We start from the raw sequence: 20,545 nt of genomic DNA, 5'->3' as shown, positions 1-20,545 counted from the left end.
TTGAGCGAAACCGAGAGCGACAGCACCCGCGCGCGTTTCCTCGAGGTTTTCCTCGCCCAGCGTGCGCGCATGGAGGCGTTGGTCAGCCGTCGGGTAGGCTGCCGCGCTACTGCGTCCGACCTGGTGCAAGAGCTGTTCCTGCGCTTCTGGCGTCGCCCCGAGGTCAAGGTCGAAGCGCTCGATACCTACCTGCTGCGCTGTGCCGGCAACCTTGCCATCGATCATCTGCGCAGTGCAGGCAGTCGCGAACGCCTTGCCGAAGCCTCGCTGCAGCGTGATGAAGCGGCTCTGGCCCAGGCGCCAGAGCAGGCCGTCGAGGTCGATCATGACCTGCAGCGCATTGAAGCCGCCCTGCGAGCGCTGCCTGAGCGTACCCGGCAGATTTTTCTGCTCAACCGCGTCCACGGCTGCAAGTACGGCGAGATCGCCAAGGCCATGCAGCTTTCCCAGAGCAGTGTGGAAAAGCATATGATGCGCGCCCTCGAAGCGTGCAAGGCCAGTGTTGCCGAGCCCGCGACCTTCACTCGCAGGCCTGGGAGCGCCCGCCGATGAGCCACCCAGACCCGGTTACCGCTGCCCAGTCCGAGGCTGCCTTGCAGTGGCTGATCCGCATCAACGAGCAGCCTGAAGCGGCAAGCAGTGCGCCGTTCAAGCGCTGGTTGCTGGCCGATCCCAAGCATCGCCAAGCCTATGCCGAAGCCCAGTTGCTGATGCAGCTCAGCGAAACACCGGCAGCGCGTCTGGCGCAAGAACAGCATGCAGACCTGCAGCCTTACTTGCTGGCCATGGCCAAGCCACCCGGCAAAAGCCACTGGCGACGCGCTGGCATGGCGTTGGCAGCGGCGTGCCTGGTGCTGGCGGTCAGCGTGGCGGGTGGCTGGCGGCCGGGTGACTGGTTACTGGACCTGCAGGCCGATTTCAGCAGCAGTGATGCGATTCGCCAGGTAACCCTGGCGGACCAGTCGCAGGTGACCCTGGATGCGGGCAGCGCCATCGCCGTCGATTTCCGGCAAGGTGAACGCCGTGTACGCCTGCTGCATGGCGCAGCGTTCTTCGAGGTTACCCATACCGGGCAGCCATTCGTGGTGGAAGCGGCTGGCGGCGAGGTTCGGGTGCTGGGTACGCAGTTCGAAGTGCGGGACCAAGGGCAGGGTGCACAGGTCATCGTCCGCAGTGGGCGTGTGGCCGTCATCCCGGCCGCGGGGCAGGCCGGCCAGATACTGACGGCCAACCAGCAACTGGCCTATGCCGATGGGCACGCAGGCGAGCTGGCGAGTGTCGACGGCGACAGCCGCCTGGCCTGGCGCCAAGGCTGGCTGAACTATTACCAGGTGCCGCTGGCGCAGGTAGTGGCAGACCTGGGTCGGTACTACCCCGGCCGTATCGTGTTGTTGGATGGAGTATTGGGGCAGCGCAAGGTGAGCGGCAGTTTCCCGGTGGATGAGCCTTTGGCTGCACTGGATTCGCTAGGCAAGGTGCTGGGTTTCTCGCGGCAAACCTTGCTGGGGCGGCTGACCGTGATCCGCTGAAAAAAAATTGCAAAAGCGGATGAGGTAACCAGACGCAGCATCCGTGTAATGAGTGGAAGTGCGATTCATTCGCAGTAATAACCCTCTCACAGGTCAGCGTCCATGAAGTTCACCCCGCGTTGCGTCTCCCTCTGGTTTGGCCTTGCAGTGTGCCCGGCCATCACCGCTGCCCCTGGCCTCATGGCCGCCGAGCAACTGCAACTGCACGCTTTCGACCAGCCCGGCCAACCGCTGGCCCAGGCCCTGAGCGCCTTCAGCCGTGCCACTGGCCAGAGTGTCGTCTACAGCCTCGAACTGCCTGCTGTGCAGGCCCCGGCCCTCAATGGCTCGTTCAGCGCCGAGCAGGCCCTGCAACGGCTGCTGGGTAGCAGTGGGCTGACCTGGCGCCGCCTTGATGCACGCACCCTGACGCTCGAACCTGTAGATACCTCTGGCGCCCTCAACCTGCAGGCCACCACGGTGACCTCGCAAATGGACAGCTACAGCTATCAGCCACCCGCCAGTGCCTCGATCATGCGCGGCCAGGGCCCCGCCCAGGACATCCCGCAGGCGATCAACGTGGTACCGGCCCAGGTCATCCGCGATCAGGCCCCACGCAACCTTGACGACGCGTTGGCCAATGTCAGTGGCATTACCCAGGGCAACAACTTCGGTGGCACGTCCGACACGGTGATGAAACGCGGCTTCGGTGACAACCGCGACGGCTCGATCATGCGTGACGGCATGCCGGTGGTGCAGGGCCGCAGTCTCAATGCCACTACCGAGCGGGTCGAAGTGCTCAAGGGCCCGGCCTCGCTGCTGTACGGCATCCAGGACCCGGGCGGGGTGATCAACGTGGTCAGCAAGCGCCCGCAACTGCAGCAGTACAACGCCCTGACCGTGCGCGGTTCCACTTACGGCAGCGGCAAGAATGGCAGCGGCGGCGGCTTCGACAGCACCGGCGCGTTGGGCGACAGCAACTTCGCCTACCGCCTGACCGTCGATCACGAGGACGAGGATTACTGGCGCAACTTCGGCGTGCACCGCGAATCGCTGGTGGCGCCATCGTTGGCCTGGCTCGGCGAAGACACCCAGGTAGTGCTGGCCTACGAGCACCGCGAATTCCTCTATCCGTTCGACCGCGGCACGGCATTCGGCAGCAACGGCCACCCGCTGGACATCCCGGCCACCCGCCGCCTGGACGAGCCGTTCAACGACATGGAAGGGCGCTCCGACCTGTACCGCCTGGAGGTCGACCACCAACTGGCCGACGACTGGAAGCTGCACTTCGGCTACAGCTTCAACCGCGAAACCTACGATGCCAGCCAGGTTCGCGTTACCGGCGTGAACGAGGCCAAGGGCACGCTGACGCGCAGCATCGACGGCACCCACAACGCCATGAGCCGCGACCAGTTCGCCACCTTGAGCCTCAATGGCAATGTCGAGTTGGCCGGTATGCAGAACGACCTGCTGTTCGGTATCGACCACGAAGACCGCAAGATCTTTCGTGGCGACCTGATCCGTCAGACCTCTCGATCGGCCTTCAGCTACCTGAATCCAGTGTACGGCCAGGAGGTGGAGGGCAGCACGGTGCGTGCGAGCGACAGCGACCAGACCGACAAGCTGCGCACCGACGCCTTGTTCGTGCAGGACGCGCTGCACCTGGACGAGCACTGGATTCTGGTGGCAGGCGCGCGCTACCAGCAGTATGACCAGTACGCCGGCCGCGGTCGCCCGTTCAAGGCCAATACCGACAGCAACGGCCAGGCCTGGGTGCCGCATGCGGGCATCGTCTACAAGGTCGATGACCAGCTGTCGTTCTATGGCAGCTACAGCGAGTCGTTCAAGCCCAACTCCAGCATCGCCCCGCTGACCGGGGGCGTGGTGCTGGATTCCTCGGTGGCGCCGGAGGAGGGCAAGTCCTGGGAGCTGGGCGCCAAGCTCGACATGCCGGGCAGCCTCACCGGTACCCTGGCGCTGTTCGATATCACCAAGCGCAACGTGCTGGTTTCCAACTTCGACAGTGGCACTGGCGAGACGGTCTACAGCAACGCCGGGGAAGTCAGCTCACGCGGCGTGGAGCTCGACCTGACCGGGCAGCTCAGCGAGCGCTGGAGCCTGATCGGCAGTTACGCCTTCACCGATGCCAAGGTGACCAAGGACCCCGACCTTGAAGGCAACCGCCTGCAGAACGTGGCCCGGCATACCGGTTCGCTGTCGGCGGTGTATGACTTCGGCAGCCTGCTGGGTGGCGATCGCCTGCGTTTCGGCGCCGGGGCGCGCTATGTGGGTGAGCGGTCGGGGAACGCGACCAACACGTTCGACCTGCCGAGCTATACCGTGGCTGATGCATTCGCCACCTATGAGACCAAGCTTGACGAGCACAATGTGCGCTTGCAGCTGAACGTGAAGAACCTATTCGACAAGGTCTACTACAGCTCGGCGGTCAACCAGTATTTCGTGGCGATTGGCGATGCGCGGCAGGTGAGCCTGTCGAGTACCTTCGAGTTCTGAGCCGTGTACCGCCTGTGCCGGCCTTTTCGCGGCTAAAGCCGCTGCAACAGGGATATCACAGGTTTTGAAAACTGTGCAGTACTTGTGGGCTTTAGCCGCGAAGGGCCAGACGGTAATCGCCAGGGGTTGCACCGAGTGCCTGGCGGAAGCGGTTGCTGAAATGGCTGGCACTGGCAAACCCGCACAATAGTGCCACCTGGCCCAACGGCAATTCGCCCAGGCGCAAGAGGTGGCAGGCCCGATGTAGCCTGCGCGCCAGCAGGTACTGATGCGGCGGCAGGCCAAAGCTGGTGCGGAACATCCGCGCAAAGTGGTACTCGGACAGGTTGCAGCGCAGTGCCAGTTCTCCCAGGGTGATCGGCTGGTCGAGATGCGCCTCGATGTACTCCACCAGCTGTCGGCGCAGGCTCGGCGCCAACCCGCCCTTCAGGCGCAACCCTTGGCGCAGGCCAACCTGGTTGAGCACGGCATGGTCGACGATCTCATGGGCCAGGCTGCTGGCCAGCAGACGCTCGGCGGGCTCATCCCAGTCCAGCGTGATCAACTGGCGAAAGCGCACGGATTGTTGCGGGTCATCGAGGAAGGTCGCTTCCTGAAGTTGCAGTTCGCGTGGCTCGCGATCGAGCAGGCGCACACAACCCAAGGCGAACTGCGCTTCGCTTATGTACAGGTGGGCCAGGCGAATTGCACCGTTCACCACCCAGTTCGACTCGTGCCCTGCCGGCATGATGCACAGCTTGTTTGGCGCGCCCTTGTCGGCCGGGCGCTGGCGACGAAAGGTGCCGGTGCCGTCGGCGATATAGCACGACAGCGTGTGATGGCTCGGCGCCTGGTAGTCGCGCGCATCGTCGCGGTTGCGCCACAACGCCGCCGCCAAGCCGTCGCCCAGGTGCGCGCTCAGCTCCAGCCGGGCGTTGGGCGAGGCGTGCATGGCGTTGAACACTTGCAGTTGGGTGAGTGGGGGCATGGGCAATTCCTCTGGCCTCATCCTACTGCGCCCGCGTAGCGCTGACAGCCACCCGGGGGCGAAAAGCGCAAGTTTGTGCAAGCGCGTGGCGGCGAGCAGGGGGAACACTGACGGTGTTGAAACGTGAAAGGCCCAAGGAACCGCCGCCATGAACCTCGCTCTGTACCTGCTCACCGTCCTGATCTGGGGCACCACCTGGATCGCCTTGAAACTGCAACTGGGCGTAGTCGCCATCCCGGTGTCGATCGTCTACCGGTTCGCCCTGGCCGGCCTGATCCTGTTCGCCATGCTTCTGCTCAGCCGCCGCCTGCAGCCGATGAATCGGCGTGGCCACCTGATCTGCCTGGCGCAGGGCTTGTGCCTGTTCTGTGTCAACTTCATGTGCTTCCTCACCGCGAGCCAGTGGGTTGCCAGCGGCCTGATCGCCGTGGTGTTCTCCACCGCCACCTTGTGGAATGCCCTCAATGCCCGGATCTTCTTCGGCCAGAAGATCGCCAGCAATGTCCTTGCGGGCGGTGCGCTTGGCTTGCTCGGCCTGGGCTTGCTGTTCTGGCCCGAGCTGTCGCACCACGCGGCCAGCCGCGAAACCCTCTACGGCCTTGGCCTGGCACTGCTTGGCACGCTGTGTTTCTCGGCTGGCAACATGCTCTCCAGCATGCAGCAGAAGGCCGGGCTCAAGCCCATGACCACCAATGCCTGGGGCATGCTCTATGGCGCGGCGATGCTGGCGGTGTATTGCCTGGTCAGCGGCATCCCTTTCGCCATGGAATGGAACACCCGCTACATCGGTTCGCTGATGTATCTGGTCATCCCAGGCTCGGTGATCGGTTTCACCGCCTACCTGACCCTGGTCGGGCGCATGGGGCCGGAGCGGGCTGCCTACTGCACCGTGCTGTTCCCGCTGGTGGCGCTGAATGTGTCGGCATTCGCCGAAGGCTATCAATGGACGGCCCCGGCGCTGCTGGGGCTGGTAGCGGTGATGGCGGGCAATGTCCTGGTGTTTCGCAAGCCTCGGCCCAAAAAAGCCACTACCGCCATGGCATGAGGGGGCTACCGAGGGCTTTTAGCCCTTCCATACCTGTGGATTCACCAAGTCCCGCGGCCGCTCGCCGAGCAATGCCGCACGCAGGTTCTCCATCGCCCGGTTAGCCATGGCCTCGCGGGTTTCGGCAGTCGCCGAACCGATATGCGGCAAGGTCAGCGCATTAGGCAGCTGGAACAGCGGCGACTCGCTCAACGGCTCCTTCTCATAGACATCCAGGCCGGCGCCGCGAAGGGTGCCGTTCTGCAGCGCCTCGATCAGCGCCGCCTCGTCGACCACCGGGCCACGGGCGATGTTGATCAGGAACGCGCTCGGTTTCATCAGCTTCAGTTCACGGGCGCCGATCAGCTTGCGCGTGGCGTCCGACAGCGGCACCACCAGGCAGACGAAGTCGGCCTCGGCCAGCAGCTGCTCCAGGCTGCGGTACTGGGCGCCCAGCTCCTGCTCAAGGGCAGCCTTGCGGCTGTTGCCAGCGTACAGGATCGACATGTTGAAGCCGAAGCGGCCACGGCGGGCGACGGCGGCGCCGATGTTGCCCAGGCCGACGATGCCCAGCGTCTTGCCATGCACATCGCTACCGAAGTGCGAAGGGGCCACCGTGGCCTGCCAGTTGCCGGCCTTGGTCCAGGCGTCGAGTTCGGCGGTGCGGCGGGCGCAGCCCATGATCAGCGAGAAACCCAGGTCGGCGGTGCTTTCGGTGAGCACGTCCGGAGTGTTGGTCAGGGCGATGCCGCGCTCGTTGAAATAGTCGACGTCATAGTTGTCGTAGCCGACCGAGACGCTGGACACGACTTCGAGCTTGCCTGCACCTTCGAGCTGCGCGCGGCCGAGCTTGCGGCCAGCGCCGATCAGGCCGTGGGCCTCGGGCAGGGCTTCGTTGAACTGGGCACTGATGTCGCCGAGCTTGGGGTTCGGCACGATCACGTTGAAGTCTTGCTGCAGGCGCTCGGCCATGGCGGGGGTGATGCGGCTGAAGGCCAGGACGGTCTTTTTCATCGGCAACTTCTCGGGGCGGTGGGTCGGGTTGATTGGTTAGCAACCTACCATTGTCCACCGCCGCCGTGCAGCAGCTTTTTCAGTTGGCGATCAGCAATTCGTGGGTTTTCAGGTCGGCTTCATGGGCCGCCAGAATTTCCGGCAGCGAGTTGCGCAGGTACTCGACCCAGGTCTTGATCTTGGCATCCAGGTATTGGCGCGAAGGGTAGATGGCATACAGGTTGAGCTCCTGCAGCCGGTACTCCGGCATCACCCGCACCAGGCTGCCGTCGCGCAAACCATCGATCACCGAGTAGATCGGCAACACCCCCATGCCCATGCCACTGCGGATCGCAGTTTTCATCGCATCCGCCGAGTTGACCTGGAACGGTGAGCTGGTGATGTTGACCAGCTCCTGGCCCTCCGGGCCGTCGAACAGCCATTTTTCCAGTGGAATCACCGGGCTGACCATGCGCAGGCAGGCATGCTTGAGCAGATCGACCGGTTTATGTGCAAAACCGTGCTTGGCCACGTACTCGGGCGATGCGCAGACAATGCTGTAGGTGATGCCCAGGCGTTGCGAGACGAAGCCCGAGTCCGGCAGCTCGGTGGCCAGCACGATGGACACGTCGTAACCCTCGTCGAGCAGGTCGGGCACGCGGTTGGCCATGGTCAGGTCGAAGGTCACGTCCGGGTGCGATTCGCGGTAGCGGGCGATGGCGTCTACCACGAAGTGCTGACCGACCCCGGTCATCGAATGCACCTTCAATTGCCCGGCAGGCCGGGCATGGGCATCGCTGGCTTCGGCTTCGGCTTCTTCGACATAGGTAAGGATCTGTTCACAGCGCATCAGGTAACGCTTGCCGGCCTCGGTCAGGGCGATGCGCCGGGTGGTGCGGTTGAGCAGCCGGGTTTGCAGATGGGCTTCCAGGTTGGAGACCGCCCGCGACACGTTCGCGGTGGTCGTATCCAGTTGCGCCGCGGCAGCGGTAAAGCTGCCTAGCTGGGCTACGCAACTGAAAGCACGCATGTTTTGCAGGGTGTCCATGGGTCACTCTCAAGGTAGAGGACAAAATTGTGTCACGAAGTAACGCGAATGTGCGTTCGACCAAAGCCGGATTATCGCCGTTTCGGTAACAAAGATTCGCAAGAATATACGCTTATCGCCAGTGCGGCGGCCCCCTAGAATTGCGCGGCCCCTCCACCTCTTCCTCGGGAAATCGCAGCTGTGCCGCGTCGCATCATCAGAACGCTTCAAGTGTTCAGTGCCTGTGCCCTTTGTCTCACCTTGAGCGGCTGTATCGGAACCTGGGGTATCGCCCCGCAAAGCAAGACCCTGCAAGCCAACACCTTGATCACCGACGCGGCCATTCGCGAAGCGGCCAGCGACGCGCACTGGCCTGACCAGCGCTGGTGGCAGGCCTATGGCGACCCACAACTCGACCGCTGGATCGACCTCGCCGTAGCCGGTAGCCCAAGCCTGGCCATGGCCGCTGCGCGTGTGCGTGAAGCCAAGGCCATGGCCGGTGTGGTCGAGTCGGCGGAAAAGCTCCAGGTCAAAGGTGACGCCACGCTCAAGCGGCACAACTGGCCCGAGGACCAGTTCTACGGCCCTGGTGCGCTGTCGGGCGCCAACACCTGGGACAACAACGCCGCCATCGGCTTCAGCTACGCGCTGGACCTGTGGGGCCGCGAACGCAATGCCAGCGAGCAGTCGGTCGACCAGGCGCACATGAGCGTGGCCGAGGCCCGCCAGGCGCAGCTGGAACTGCAGAACAATGTGGTACGTGCCTACATTCAGCTGAGCCTGCAGTTCGCCCAGCGCGATATCGTCAAGGCCGAGCTGGAACAGCAGGAGCAGATCCTGGCCCTGGCCAAGCGCCGCCTGGATGGCGGCATCGGCACCCATTTCGAGGTCAGCCAGGCCGAGGCACCGCTGCCCGAAACCCATCGCCAGCTCGACAGCTTCGACGAGGAAATCGCCCTGACCCGTAACCAGTTGGCGGCGCTGGCCGGTAAAGGGCCGGGGGAGGGCGCGCAATTGCAACGGCCGAGCCTGGCCCTCGCGGCCCCGCTGAAGCTGCCGTCGAACCTGCCTGCCGAACTGGTCGGCCAGCGCCCGGACGTGGTCGCCAGCCGCTGGCAGGTCGCCGCCCAGGCCCGTGGCATCGATGTCGCCCATGCCGGCTTCTTCCCCAACGTCGACCTGGTCGGCAGCCTCGGCTTCATGGCCACTGGCGGTGGTCCGCTGGAATTCCTGACAGGGCGCAAGTTCAACTACAACGTCGGCCCGGCGATCAGCCTGCCGATCTTCGACGGTGGCCGTCTGCGCTCGCAGCTGGGCGTAGCCTCGGCGAGTTATGACGTAGCGGTGGCGCGCTACAACCAGACCGTGGTCGGCGCTCTGAAGAACATTTCAGATCAACTGATCCGCCGTGAATCGATGAAGGAACAGTCGCACTTCGCTGCCCAATCGGTGGCCGCTGCGCAGAAGACCTACGACATCGCCATGGTGGCCTTCCAGCGCGGCCTGACCGACTACCTCAATGTGCTCAATGCGCAGACCTTGCTGTTTCGCCAACAGCAGGTGCAGCAGCAGGTGCAGGCTGCCCGCCTGATCGCCCATGCCGAACTGGTCACCGCCCTGGGTGGCGGCCTGCAGGCTGGCCGGGACGTGCCGCAGGAAGAACGCCAGGCCGCGCCGAAAACCCCGGCCACCCTGGCGATTTTCGACAAGAAGGCGGATGACGCCGAATGAGCACTTCCAGTTTGCCCGTGCGCTGGCTGCAGAGCCTGGAATGGCGCCGGGGCTTCTTCGCCTGGGCGCGCACCGACGGCGTGACCTGGGTGTACATCTTCAAGGTGCTTGCGGCCGCGTTCATTACCCTGTGGCTGGCCATGCGCCTGGAACTGCCGCAACCGCGCACGGCGATGATCACCGTGTTCATCGTCATGCAGCCGCAAAGCGGCCATGTGTTCGCCAAGAGCTTCTACCGGGTGCTCGGTACCCTGGCCGGTTCGGCGATGATGGTCGCGCTGATCGCCATCTTCCCGCAGAACACCGAGCTGTTCCTGCCCAGCCTGGCGGTGTGGGTCGGCCTGTGCTCGGCCGGCGCCATGCGCTACCGCACTTTCCGCGCCTATGGCTTCGTCCTCGCGGGCTACACCGCGGCGATGATCGGCCTGCCCGTGCTGCAGCACCCGGACCTGGCATTCATGGCGGCCGTATGGCGGGTGCTGGAGATCGCCCTGGGCATCCTGGTGTCGACCTTCGTCAGCGCCGCGGTCCTGCCGCAGTCGGCCAGTGCCGCCATGCGCAACGCCCTGTATCAGCGTTTCGGCGTGTTCGCCGGGGTCGTCGTGGAAGCCTTGCGCGGCGATAGCCAGCGCGACCGCTTCGAGGCCAGCAACGTGCGCTTCGTCGCCGAAGCGGTGGGGCTGGAGAGCCTGCGCAACGTTACCGCCTTCGAAGACCCGCACATGCGTCGCCGCTCTGGCCGATTGGTGCGCATGAACAGCGAGTTCATGGCCATTACCACGCGCTTCAACGCTTTGCACCGCCTGCTTGAGCGCCTGCGCGCGCGCGGCCCGCTACAGATCGTCGGCGCCATCGAGCCTGGCCTGAACACCTTGGTGGAGCTGTTGCAGCCCTATGTGGGCCGGGCCCTGACCGACGCCGATGCGCTGCGCCTGACGCTGGAGCTGGCGGCCTACAAGGAAGGCCTGCAGGCGCAGGTGCGTAGCTTGCGCGCCGACTATCTGGCCACCCAGCCCAGCGAAGCCGACCTGCTGGACTTTCACACCGCGTTCGAACTGCTCTACCGCTTCGTCGACGAGATGTACAGCTACGCCGAAACCCACGCTTCGCTGGCCGCGCACAAACACCAGCGCGAGCAATGGGATGAGCCCTACGTGGCGCAGACCAGCTGGCTGGTATCGCTGGCTGCCGGGGTGCGCGCTTGCGCGGTGCTGTTGCTGCTGGGCAGTTACTGGCTGATGAGCGACTGGCCCAGCGGCGCCATGATGACCCTCATCGCCACCGTCACCGTGGGTCTCTCGGCCGCTTCGCCGAACCCCAAGCGCATGTCGTTCCAGATGGCCTGTGGCACGGCGATCGGGGCCTTCATCGGCTTCTTCGAAACCTTCTTCGTGTTCCCCTGGATCGACGGCTTCGCGCTGCTGTGCATGGTCCTGGCGCCGGTGTTCGTGCTCGGTGCGTTCCTCTCGTCGCGACCGGCGTACGCCGGTTACGGCATCGGCCTGCTGGTGTTCTTCGCCATCGGCTCGGTGCCGAACAACCTGACGGTCTATGACCCGTACAGCTTCATCAACGACTACATCGGCATGGTCATCGGCATGTTCGTCTGCGCCGCAGCCGGCGCGATCATCCTGCCGCCGAACAGCCGCTGGCTGTGGAGTCGCCTGGAGCAGGAGCTGCGCGGGCAGGTGCTGTTCGCCATCAGCGGCCGCCTGCGAGGGCTTGGTTCGGCCTTCGAAAGCCGCACCCGCGACCTGTTGCACCAGGCCTATGGCCTGGCTGCCGGCAAGCCGCAGGTACAGAGCCAGCTGATGGGCTGGATGTTCACCGTGCTGGAGATCGGCCACGCCATCATCGAACTGCGCAAGGAGCAGGCCCGGGCGCCGATTCACCCGGCCTACGCCGAGTCACAACCGTGGCGCCAGGCCATTCGTGTCATGGGCCGCGCCCTGGCCCGCCTGTTCCTGCAGCCCAGCGCCAGCAACCACGAACGTGCCCTGGTCGCGGTGGACCACGCCATCGCTCGCGTGCAGGCCACCGACGAACCCTTCGCCCGGCACTTCGACACCTCGGTGCTGCGCCGGGTGCAGAGCTACCTGCACTTCATCCGTTCTTCACTGCTGGACCCACAGTCGCCGCTGGCACCGGCGAAAGGACTGAATCATGCCCCGTGAAATCGCCTTCCATGGCGTATACATGCCCACCATGACCCTGATGTTCCTGTTCGCCCTGGGCCTGGCCTGGGGCCTGGACCGGTTCATCGCCAGCCATGATGGCTACCGCTTCTTCTGGCACCCGGCGCTGCTGCGCCTGAGCCTGTTCGTCTGCCTGTTCGGCGCCCTGGCGCTGTCGCTCTACTGGTGAGAATCCTTCGATGAAAAAGTTCTTCAGCCTGATCGCCACCCTGCTGGTGCTGGCCGCTGCCGTGGTGATCGGACGCCAGTTGTGGCTGCACTACATGACCACGCCGTGGACCCGCGACGGCCGCGTGCGTGCCGACATCATCAACGTCGCCGCCGACGTGCCGGGCTATGTGGTGGACGTCCCGGTCAAGGATAACCAACGGGTCAAGAAGGGTGACCTGCTGATCCAGATCGACCCTGAGCATTACCAACTGGCGGTCGATCAGGCCAAGGCTCTGGTCGCCTCGCGCAAGGCCACCTGGGAAATGCGCAAGGTCAACGCCAAGCGCCGTGCCGACATGGACAACCTGGTGATCTCCAAGGAAAACCGCGACGACGCCAGCAACATCGCCAGCTCCGCCCTGGCCGACTACCAGCAGGCCCAGGCTGAACTGGCAGCGGCCGAGCTGAACCTCAAACGCACCCATATCGTCGCCACGGTGGACGGTTACGTGACCAACCTGAACATCCACAAGGGCGACTATGCGCGTACCGGTGAAGCGGTGATGGCGGTGGTCGACGAGAACTCGTTCTGGGTATACGGCTTTTTCGAGGAGACCAAGCTGCCGCACGTGAAGGTTGGCGACCAGGCCGAGCTGCAGATGATGAGCGGCGAGCGCATCAAGGGGCATGTGGAGAGCATCGCCCGCGGCATCTACGACCGCGACAACCCACAAAGCCGCGAACTGATCGCCGATGTGAACCCGACCTTCAACTGGGTGCGCCTGGCGCAGCGGGTGCCGGTGCGCATTCACATCGATGAAGTGCCGGACGGGTTCCTGCTGGCGGCGGGGACGACCTGTACGGTGGTGGTGAAGCCGAGCGAGGGATAATCGAACGTCAAGCAGCTCAAGGTTGGGGAGCCAAGGTCAGAGGGCGGCTGGCTCATGACCTGAAAACCGCCTTTCCCGCGATGAAGGGGTTCTCTCGGGCCAATCTGATGTACATGCGTGCGTTTGCTGAAGCTTGGCCAGATGAGGCAATTGTCCAACAGGCTGTTGGACAATTGCCTTGGGGCCATAATCTGGTGCTGCTGACGAAGCTTAAGAAACCGGACGAGAGGCTTCCAGTTCGCACCATTCATCTTCTGCCAACAGAGGTTGATCCAGGTTGACCTCTGCATCACCCACGAGCTTGTCGAGGCGAGCGATGAGCTCAGCATCGACAACCTGCAGCCGTTGAGGATTGGTTGCGATGTCGTGAGCCATAAACTTCAGGAACTGGCCTAGCACGTGATCGTCCTCGGTTGCCTCTGCGTGGGTTAGCCCATCAGGCTAATGCGATTGCATTATCTGGTCAATTCAATCGCATTACCTGACTGAGCAGCGGTTCAAGCGGCCCCCACCAACACCGGCACCTCAACCCGGTCAATCACCTTCGCGCTGATCGACGGGTCCAGCAATCGCCCCAACCGCGACAGGTGGCGGTGGCCCATGATGATCAGCTCGCAATTGAGTTGTTGTGCCTTGGTGACAATCGCCTCGACCGGCTGCCCGGCGACCATGCAGCCCTGGCTGCTGAAGCCGGCCTGTTGCAGTAACTGAACGGCTTCACCCACGGCGCGATCGCCCAGGCGTTGCTCCTCGCAGGCGGCAGGGTATTCCTCCAGTTCCTCGGCGGTGTAGGGCGCGGGCTTGTCGTGCACGGCGAAGGTTGAGTCGATGGCCAGCAGTACGTGCAGTTCATGTTCATCGGGGCGGCAGTAGCGGCGGGCGAGGGTGAGCAGGGCGGTGGAGGCGGGGGAGGCATCGATGGCGATCAGGACGGGGCTGGGCATGCGGAATCCTAAGTTGAGGCTTGCTGATGTGCTTGCAGGCTCGGCCCTTTCCCGGGCAAGCCCGCTCCCACAGGAACTGCACACCACTTGAGCATTGTGGGATTCCTGTAGGAGCGGGCTTGCCCCGCGAAAGGGCCAGGCCTGCCAATGCTTCATTTATGGCCGAACACCGCCATTGAATAAATGCCCCACCACGCACGAGCGCATTGCGTCTGGTGCAATCCACCAACCTGCTACCATCGCCTTTCCCCACAGCTGTCACGGAAAACGGCCATGCAACTCCCGGACATGAACCTGCTCGTCGCCCTCGATGCCTTGCTCGACGAAGGCAGCGTGGTCGGCGCCGCGCAGCGCATGAACCTGAGCCCGGCGGCGATGAGCCGCACGCTGGGGCGTATCCGCGATGCCCTGGGCGACCCGATCCTGGTGCGCGCCGGCCGTGGCCTGGTGCCGACCCCGCGGGCGCTGGCCCTGCGCGAACAGGTGGCGGCGCTGGTGGAGCAGGCCGGCGAGGTGTTCCGCAGCGCCGATGAAGTCGACCTGCCCAGGCTCGATCGCGCCTTCAACATTCGCACCAATGACCTGTTCATCGCCTTGTATGGCGCCCAGCTGCTGCGGCGCATGCATGAACAGGCGCCGCGCACGGTGCTGCGCTTCGTGCCGGAAAGCCCCGGTGGCGACGACGACAGTGTGCTGCGCGATGGGCGCACGGACCTGATCATCAGCTCCACCGTTGACCTGGGACCGGAAATCAAGGTGCAGAGCCTGTTCCAGACTTTCTACGTGGGCCTGGCACGGCGTGACCACCCGATCTTCGACCAGCCGATCACCCCGGCCAGCTTCGCCAGTTATCCACAGATCAGCGTGTCCCGCCGTGGCCGCGCCAACGGGCCGATCGATGTCGAACTGGCCAACTTCAAGGTGCAGCGGCGGGTGGCGCTGATCACCCCCAGTTTCCACTCGGCGCTGTTCTCGCTACCGGATTCGGACCTGATCCTGCCCATGCCGGCCAATATCCTCAACAGCGTGCACAAGCTCGGGCTGCCGTTGCGTTCCTTCGAGATCCCGGTGCCGCTGGAGCGGGTGACCGTGCTGCAGGCGTGGCACCCGCGCTTTCACAATGACCCGGCGCATCGCTGGCTGCGGCAGACCTTGAAGGCCTGTTGCAGCGTCGACCCTTGAGACCAGGTTGGATTCTTCGCGGGCATGCCCGCTCCCACAGGTACACCGCAACCCTCAATAACTGTGAATATCGCTGTGGGAGCGGGCGCGCCCGCGAAGCAGGCGACTCGGTTCAGGAGCGGATTGCGTCTGGCGCAACATAAACCTGCCGAGAAGTCAGTTTTCGTCAGCATTCGACCTTCTTAGACTGGCTCCAGTCGCAAATTTGTTGCTGGAGATGTCTGCCCATGAGTTCCCTGTCCGCCCCTTCTGCCGCGATTGCCGCCGCCCCCGCGCCGGCCACGCCTGCGCAGACGGCGTTCGGCCTGCGGGTGGTGGTCGGGCTGTTCGGTGTATTGCTGGCCGTACTGTGTGCCGGCCTCAACGAGTCGGTCACCAAGATTTCCCTCGCTGACATTCGCGGCGCCATGGGCATTGGCGCCGACGAAGGGGCCTGGTTGCTGGCGGTCTACAGCGCTGCGTCGGTATCGGCCATGGCCTTCGCACCTTGGTTGGCCACCACTTTCTCCCTGCGCCGCTTCACCATGAGTGCGGTCGGCCTGTTTGCCGTGCTCGGGTTGCTGCAACCATTCGCCCCCAATCTGCACAGCCTGATGCTGCTGCGCGTGCTTCAGGGCTTCGCCTCGGGCGCTTTGCCGCCGATGCTGATGAGCGTGGCGCTGCGCTTCCTGCCCCCTGGCATCAAGGTCTATGGCCTGGCCTGCTACGCCCTGACTGCCACCTTCGGGCCCAACCTCGGCACGCCGCTGGCTGGCCTGTGGACCGAGTACGTCGGCTGGCAGTGGGCGTTCTGGCAGATCATCCTGCCCTCGGCACTGGCCATGTTCTGCGTCGGCTGGGGCCTGCCGCAGGATCCGCTGCGCCTGGAGCGCTTCAAGCAGTTCGATTGGCGCGGCGTGTTGCTCGGCCTGCCGGCCATCAGTTGCATCGTCCTCGGCCTGTCACTGGGTGATCGCTGGGGCTGGTTCGATTCGCCGCTGATCTGCTGGTTGCTCGGTGGTGGCGTGCTGCTGCTGGTGCTGTTCATGTACAACGAATGGTCCGAGCCGCTGCCGTTCTTCCAGCTGCGCATGCTGCAGCGGCGCAACCTCAGCTTCGCCCTGGTGACCCTGGCCGGCGTGCTGATCGTGTTGTCCGGCGTGGGCAGCATTCCATCGGCGTACCTGGCGCAGATCCAGGGCTACCGCCCGGCGCAGACCAGCCCGCTGTTGATGCTGGTGGCCATGCCGCAGCTGATCGCGCTGCCACTGACTGCAGCGCTGTGCAACATTCGTGCGGTGGACTGCCGCTGGGTGCTGGCCATCGGCTTGGCCATGCTGGCGGTGTCGTGCGTGGGTAGCAGCTTGCTGACCAGCGAGTGGATCCGTGGCGATTTCTACCCGTTCTACCTGCTGCAGGTCTTCGGCCAGCCAATGGCCGTGCTGCCGCTGCTGATGCTCTCCACCAACGGCATGAGCCCGCAGGAAGGGCCGTTCGCCTCCAGCTGGTTCAACACCGTCAAAGGCCTGGCCGCCGTGATTGCCGGTGGCCTGCTGGATGCCTTGGGCACCCTGCGCCGGCACTTTCATTCCAACCACCTGGTGGACAGCCTGGGCAATGCCCCGCTGATCGACGACAACGCTGCCGGCCTTGCCAAGCGCATTCACGACCAGGCGCAGGTGCTGACGTCCGCCGACCTTTACCTGGTCATGGCCTGCATCGCCGTGGCCCTGATCTGCCTGATCCCTTTCGTGCCTACCCGGGTCTATCCGCCGCGCGCGGTGGCCTGAACCCTGGATGAATTCGAGACACTCAACATGACCAACCACCGCAAGACCTTTCTCATCGGCTCGGTGCTCGCCGTGGCCGTGCTGGCCGGCATCGTCGGCCCCTGGCTGTTCGGCAGCGACCACCGGCAGCGTACCAATGATGCCTACGTGATCGCCGATTACACCGTGGTCGCCCCCAAGGTTGCCGGCTTCATCAAGGAAGTGCTGGTCGAGGACAACCAGCAGGTGCAGGCCGGCCAGTTGCTGGCGACCATCGATGCCCGCGATTACCAGGCTGCGCTGGATGCGGCCCAGGCACAGCTACTGGTGGCCAAGGCGCAGAGCGCCGATGCCCGCGCCACCCTGGAGCGCCAGGCCGCGCTGATTGCCCAGGCCCAGGCGGCGGTGACGGCAGCCCAGGCCGAAGCAGCGTTCGCCGACCATGAGGTCAACCGCTACAGCCGCCTGGCCGAGCAGGGCGCCGGCACTGTGCAGAACGCCCAGCAGGCGCGCAGCCGTGTCGACCAGGCCCGCGCACGCTTGGCCAACGCCCAGGCGGCGCTGGTGGCGACACGCAAGCAGGTGGACATCCTCACGGCCCAGGTGGCCAGTGCCGATGGCCAGTTGAAGCGTGCCGAAGCCGGCCTGGAGAAGGCCCGGCTGGACCTGTCCTACACCCGCATCACTGCGCCGGTAGACGGCATGGTCGGCGAGCGGGCGCTGCGTGTCGGCGCCTTCGTCAATCCCGGTGCGCGCCTGCTTTCGGTGGTGCCGTTGCAGCATGCATATGTGGTCGGCAACTTCCAGGAAACCCAGCTGACCCATGTACAGCCAGGCCAGCCGGTCAGCATCAGTGTCGACACCTTTTCCGGTGAAACCCTCACAGGCCATGTCGAGAGTATCGCCCCGGCGACTGGCGTGACCTTCGCTGCGGTAAAACCGGACAACGCCACCGGCAACTTCACCAAGGTGGTGCAACGCATTCCGGTGAAGATCGTCTTCGATGACGGGCAGCCGCTGCTCGCACGCCTGCGCGTGGGCATGTCGGTAGAAGCGACCATCGACACCCACGGTGACCAACTGACCGGCAAAGAGGTGAGCACCCGATGAAACCTGCCGTACGCTTGAGCCCGCTGTTGCTGGCCGTGCTGATGGCCGGCTGCACGCTGGGGCCGGACTTCCAGCGCCCGGACAGCCAGACGCCACAGCAATGGGCGGCGCTGCAAGGCGAGGCGGCTGCCAGCCAGCCTCAAGCCGAACCGCTGGAACTGCGCTGGTGGGAAACCTTTCATGATGCCCGCCTGAGCGCACTGATCCAGCGGGTGGCCGAAAACAACCTCGACCTGCAGATGGCCAGTGCCCGCCTGCTGCAAAGCCGCGCCCTGCGCAGCACGGTGGCGGCCGATGAATCACCGTCGGTGGACGTCAACGCTGGCTACAGCCGCGCTCGCAACAGTGCCGTAGGCCTGAACGACCCGTCCGGCAAGGCGGGCAAAGAGGCTTTCAACCTTTGGCAGGGCGATTTGGTGGCGGGTTGGGAGCTGGACTTGTGGGGCCGCGTGCGCCGCCAGGTCGAGGCTGCTGATGCCACCGTGGAAGTGGCCGAGAACGACCGCCGCGGCGTGTTGCTGGCGCTGCTCTCGGAAACGGCCGGCAACTATATCCAGCTGCGTGCCGTGCAGCACACCCTGGAGGTGACCCGCGACAACCTGAAGGTCGCCGAGCACAGCCTGAAGCTTTCCCAGGATCGTCAGGCCGAAGGTGTCGCCACCCGGCTCGACGTGGCCCAGGCCAGCGCCCAGGTGGCGTCCATCGAGGCGCGCCTGCCAAGCCTTGAGGCCCGGCGCGACGACCTGATCAATGCCCTCAGCCTGCTTGCCGCCGAACCGCCGCGCAGCCTGCAGGCCGAGTTGCTGCCGGCCGGAGAGCTGCCGGCGCCGCAGCAGAAGTTCGCCATCGGCTTGCCCTCCGAGCTGGCCGAACGGCGCCCAGACATCCGCCAGGCCGAGGCACGCCTGCATGCTGCCACTGCGAGCATTGGTGTCGCCAAAGCCGACTTCTATCCCAGTATCCGCCTGTCTGGCAGCGTCGGTTTCCAGGCCATGCAACTGGCCGATTTCGGCGGTTGGGATTCGCGTCGCTTCGCCTTCGGCCCACAGTTGTCACTGCCGATCTTCGAAGGTGGCCGGCTCAAAGGCACCCTGCAACTGCGCGAGGCGCAGCAGCAGGAAGCAGCGCTCAACTACCGCAAGGTGGTGCTCGGTGCCTGGCACGAAATCGACGATGTGCTACGCCTGTACAACGCCAGCCAGTTGCGTCGCGACCACTTGGCCGAGGCGGTGCGGCAGAACCGCATCGCCCTGGAAACCGCCCAGCGCCAGTATGTGGAGGGCGCGGTGGACTTTCTCAACGTGCTGACGGTGCAGGGTGCCTTGCTGGCCAGCGAAGAGCAGTGGATCGACAGTTCTGCCGCGGTGTCGCAGGCGCTGGTGGGGCTGTACAAGGCCCTGGGCGGTGGCTGGCAGGCATTCGATCTGAAAGCATAAATGGCCGGGGCCGCTTTGCGGCCCTTTCGCGACACAAGGCCGCTCCTACAGGCGATCGCTATCCCTTGTAGGAGCGGCCTTGTGTCGCGAAAGGGCTGCAAAGCAGCCCCGGCTATCCCCAGACAGATGAGGAGGCACAGATGCACATTTCCTTGAACGGCAAGCGCGCCATCGTCAGCGGCTCTACCGCCGGCATTGGCCTGGCCATCGCCATCGGCCTGGCCGAGGCGGGCGCCGAAGTGGTACTCAACGGCCGCACCCAGGCCCGTGTCGATGACGCCCTCAAGGCTGTCCGCGAGCGCCTGCCGCAAGCGCGCATCATCGGCATCGCCGCTGACCTGGGCACGACAGAGGGGGCGCAAAAGCTGTTCGACCAGGTGCCGCACACCGATATCCTGGTCAACAACCTCGGCATCTTCGAGCCCAAGCCGTTCTTCGAAATCGATGATGCCGACTGGCAGCGCTTCTTCGATGTCAACGTACTCAGCGCCGTGCGCCTGTCGCGCCACTACGCCCAGGGCATGGCACAGCGCAAGTGGGGGCGGGTGATCTTCCTGTCCAGCGAGTCGGCGTTGCAGATCCCGACCGAGATGATTCATTACGGCATGACCAAGACGGCGCTGCTGGCGGTGTCCCGTGGCCTGGCCGAGACCTTGGCGGGTACTGGTGTGACGGTGAACTCGGTGCTGCCGGGGCCGACCCGCTCGGAGGGGGTGGGTGACTTCTTTGCCAAGCTGGCACAGGAACAGGGGGTATCCAGCGAAGAGCTGGAGGCCAACTTCCTGGCCGAGCACCGGCCAACTTCGCTGATCAAGCGGTTGGCGACGGTGGAGGAGGTGGCCAACATGGTGGTGTACCTGGCGTCGATGCAGGCCAGTGCCACGACTGGAGCGGCATTGCGGGTGGATGGCGGGGTGCTGCGTTCCATCGCCTGATGTGTCGTCGCCTGTACCGGCCTCTTCGCGGGCTCGCCCGCTGCCACAGGTACAGCGCTATCCCTGTGGGAGATTCTATGGTTTTCAGCAAGCCAGTTTCCCGCCTTTGGTGACGTATTCGTCCTGATTTTTCATCAGGGCGAATGCCACCCGCGCGAGCTTTCTTGCCAGGATTACCAGAGCTTGGGTTG

Annotated in this window: 17 protein-coding genes and 3 pseudogenes; 14 read left to right on the top strand and 6 right to left on the bottom strand. The window is 64.6% G+C overall.

The window, feature by feature from the left end; genetic code table 11:
- From CQW31_RS25050 to CQW31_RS25040, 3 genes are all read left to right on the top strand, one after another.
- Positions 1-552 (top strand): RNA polymerase sigma factor, encoded by a 552-nt coding sequence (locus CQW31_RS25050; RefSeq protein WP_249342020.1) that lies wholly within the window; start codon positions 1-3, stop codon positions 550-552.
- Positions 549-1,529, top strand: coding sequence for a FecR domain-containing protein (locus CQW31_RS25045; RefSeq protein WP_099815655.1), 981 nt, complete (start codon positions 549-551; stop codon positions 1,527-1,529). Before CQW31_RS25050 ends, CQW31_RS25045 begins: the two co-directional genes overlap by 4 nt.
- A 102-nt stretch (positions 1,530-1,631) precedes the next feature.
- Positions 1,632-4,022 (top strand): TonB-dependent receptor, encoded by a 2,391-nt coding sequence (locus CQW31_RS25040; RefSeq protein WP_099815654.1) that lies wholly within the window; start codon positions 1,632-1,634, stop codon positions 4,020-4,022.
- A 91-nt stretch (positions 4,023-4,113) separates the two neighbouring features.
- On the opposite strand, the gene CQW31_RS25035 is transcribed toward CQW31_RS25040, so the two are convergent.
- A complete protein-coding gene (locus CQW31_RS25035; RefSeq protein WP_099815653.1) occupies positions 4,114-4,989 on the bottom strand; it encodes a helix-turn-helix domain-containing protein in 876 nt (291 codons plus the stop codon).
- A 148-nt stretch (positions 4,990-5,137) separates the two neighbouring features.
- Here CQW31_RS25035 and CQW31_RS25030 point away from each other — a divergent pair, with 148 nt between their 5' ends.
- Positions 5,138-6,034, top strand: a complete 897-nt coding sequence (locus tag CQW31_RS25030) for a DMT family transporter (RefSeq protein WP_099815652.1) — start codon at positions 5,138-5,140, stop codon at positions 6,032-6,034.
- 18 nt (positions 6,035-6,052) lie between these two features.
- On the opposite strand, the gene CQW31_RS25025 is transcribed toward CQW31_RS25030, so the two are convergent.
- Entirely contained in the window at positions 6,053-7,027 is a 975-nt protein-coding gene (locus CQW31_RS25025; protein ID WP_099815651.1) for a D-glycerate dehydrogenase, read from the bottom strand.
- Between the two features lie 79 nt (positions 7,028-7,106).
- Complete coding sequence (locus CQW31_RS25020; protein WP_027918463.1) at positions 7,107-8,054, bottom strand: LysR family transcriptional regulator; 948 nt, start codon at positions 8,052-8,054, stop codon at positions 7,107-7,109.
- Positions 8,055-8,234: 180 nt separating this feature from the next.
- Here CQW31_RS25020 and CQW31_RS25015 point away from each other — a divergent pair, with 180 nt between their 5' ends.
- The 5 genes and pseudogenes from CQW31_RS25015 to CQW31_RS24995 form a co-directional block, all read left to right on the top strand.
- Entirely contained in the window at positions 8,235-9,764 is a 1,530-nt protein-coding gene (locus CQW31_RS25015) for an efflux transporter outer membrane subunit (protein WP_054884693.1), read from the top strand.
- Positions 9,761-11,938, top strand: a complete 2,178-nt coding sequence (locus CQW31_RS25010; protein ID WP_054884692.1) for an FUSC family protein — start codon at positions 9,761-9,763, stop codon at positions 11,936-11,938. Before CQW31_RS25015 ends, CQW31_RS25010 begins: the two co-directional genes overlap by 4 nt.
- Positions 11,928-12,128 carry a DUF1656 domain-containing protein gene (locus CQW31_RS25005; protein WP_008097766.1) on the top strand — a complete coding sequence of 67 codons (201 nt, stop codon included), beginning with the start codon at positions 11,928-11,930 and terminating at the stop codon, positions 12,126-12,128. Before CQW31_RS25010 ends, CQW31_RS25005 begins: the two co-directional genes overlap by 11 nt.
- A 10-nt stretch (positions 12,129-12,138) precedes the next feature.
- The gene (locus tag CQW31_RS25000) at positions 12,139-12,999 is read left to right on the top strand and encodes an HlyD family secretion protein (RefSeq protein ID WP_054884691.1); all 861 of its coding nucleotides are present in this window, start codon (positions 12,139-12,141) and stop codon (positions 12,997-12,999) included.
- A pseudogene (locus tag CQW31_RS24995) lies at positions 12,996-13,229 on the top strand (DUF1016 N-terminal domain-containing protein); the annotation flags it as partial. The gene CQW31_RS25000 and the pseudogene CQW31_RS24995, both read left to right, overlap by 4 nt.
- On the opposite strand, the pseudogene CQW31_RS24990 reads toward CQW31_RS24995, so the two are convergent.
- Both CQW31_RS24990 and CQW31_RS24985 read right to left on the bottom strand, forming a co-directional pair.
- Positions 13,210-13,419 (bottom strand): annotated as a pseudogene (locus CQW31_RS24990) (type II toxin-antitoxin system PrlF family antitoxin); the annotation flags it as partial. The pseudogenes CQW31_RS24995 and CQW31_RS24990 sit on opposite strands and share 20 nt — an antisense overlap.
- 77 nt (positions 13,420-13,496) lie before the next feature.
- Complete coding sequence (locus CQW31_RS24985) at positions 13,497-13,943, bottom strand: universal stress protein (RefSeq protein ID WP_054884690.1); 447 nt, start codon at positions 13,941-13,943, stop codon at positions 13,497-13,499.
- A 273-nt stretch (positions 13,944-14,216) separates the two neighbouring features.
- On the opposite strand from CQW31_RS24985, the gene CQW31_RS24980 reads away from it, so the two are divergent.
- From CQW31_RS24980 to CQW31_RS24960, 5 genes are all read left to right on the top strand, one after another.
- Positions 14,217-15,125: a LysR family transcriptional regulator gene (locus CQW31_RS24980; protein ID WP_099815649.1), complete on the top strand. Its 909-nt coding sequence runs from the start codon at positions 14,217-14,219 to the stop codon at positions 15,123-15,125.
- 227 nt (positions 15,126-15,352) lie between these two features.
- Positions 15,353-16,894 carry an MFS transporter gene (locus CQW31_RS24975; protein ID WP_054884688.1) on the top strand — a complete coding sequence of 514 codons (1,542 nt, stop codon included), beginning with the start codon at positions 15,353-15,355 and terminating at the stop codon, positions 16,892-16,894.
- A gap of 27 nt (positions 16,895-16,921) precedes the next feature.
- Positions 16,922-17,983: an HlyD family secretion protein gene (locus CQW31_RS24970; RefSeq protein WP_099815648.1), complete on the top strand. Its 1,062-nt coding sequence runs from the start codon at positions 16,922-16,924 to the stop codon at positions 17,981-17,983.
- Positions 17,980-19,419 carry an efflux transporter outer membrane subunit gene (locus CQW31_RS24965; protein WP_099815647.1) on the top strand — a complete coding sequence of 480 codons (1,440 nt, stop codon included), beginning with the start codon at positions 17,980-17,982 and terminating at the stop codon, positions 19,417-19,419. Before CQW31_RS24970 ends, CQW31_RS24965 begins: the two co-directional genes overlap by 4 nt.
- Before the next feature lie 140 nt (positions 19,420-19,559).
- The gene (locus tag CQW31_RS24960; protein WP_054884685.1) at positions 19,560-20,354 is read left to right on the top strand and encodes an SDR family NAD(P)-dependent oxidoreductase; all 795 of its coding nucleotides are present in this window, start codon (positions 19,560-19,562) and stop codon (positions 20,352-20,354) included.
- An 84-nt stretch (positions 20,355-20,438) separates the two neighbouring features.
- Here the strand turns inward: CQW31_RS24960 and CQW31_RS31780 are convergent.
- A pseudogene (locus tag CQW31_RS31780) lies at positions 20,439-20,545 on the bottom strand (IS110 family transposase); the annotation flags it as partial.

The organism is Pseudomonas sp. 382, assembly GCF_002759075.1.
In the GTDB taxonomy this organism is placed as follows: domain Bacteria; phylum Pseudomonadota; class Gammaproteobacteria; order Pseudomonadales; family Pseudomonadaceae; genus Aquipseudomonas; species Aquipseudomonas vlassakiae.
The sequence above is the reverse complement of the archived record's forward strand: the minus strand, read 5'-3'. Positions and strand labels throughout refer to the sequence as shown.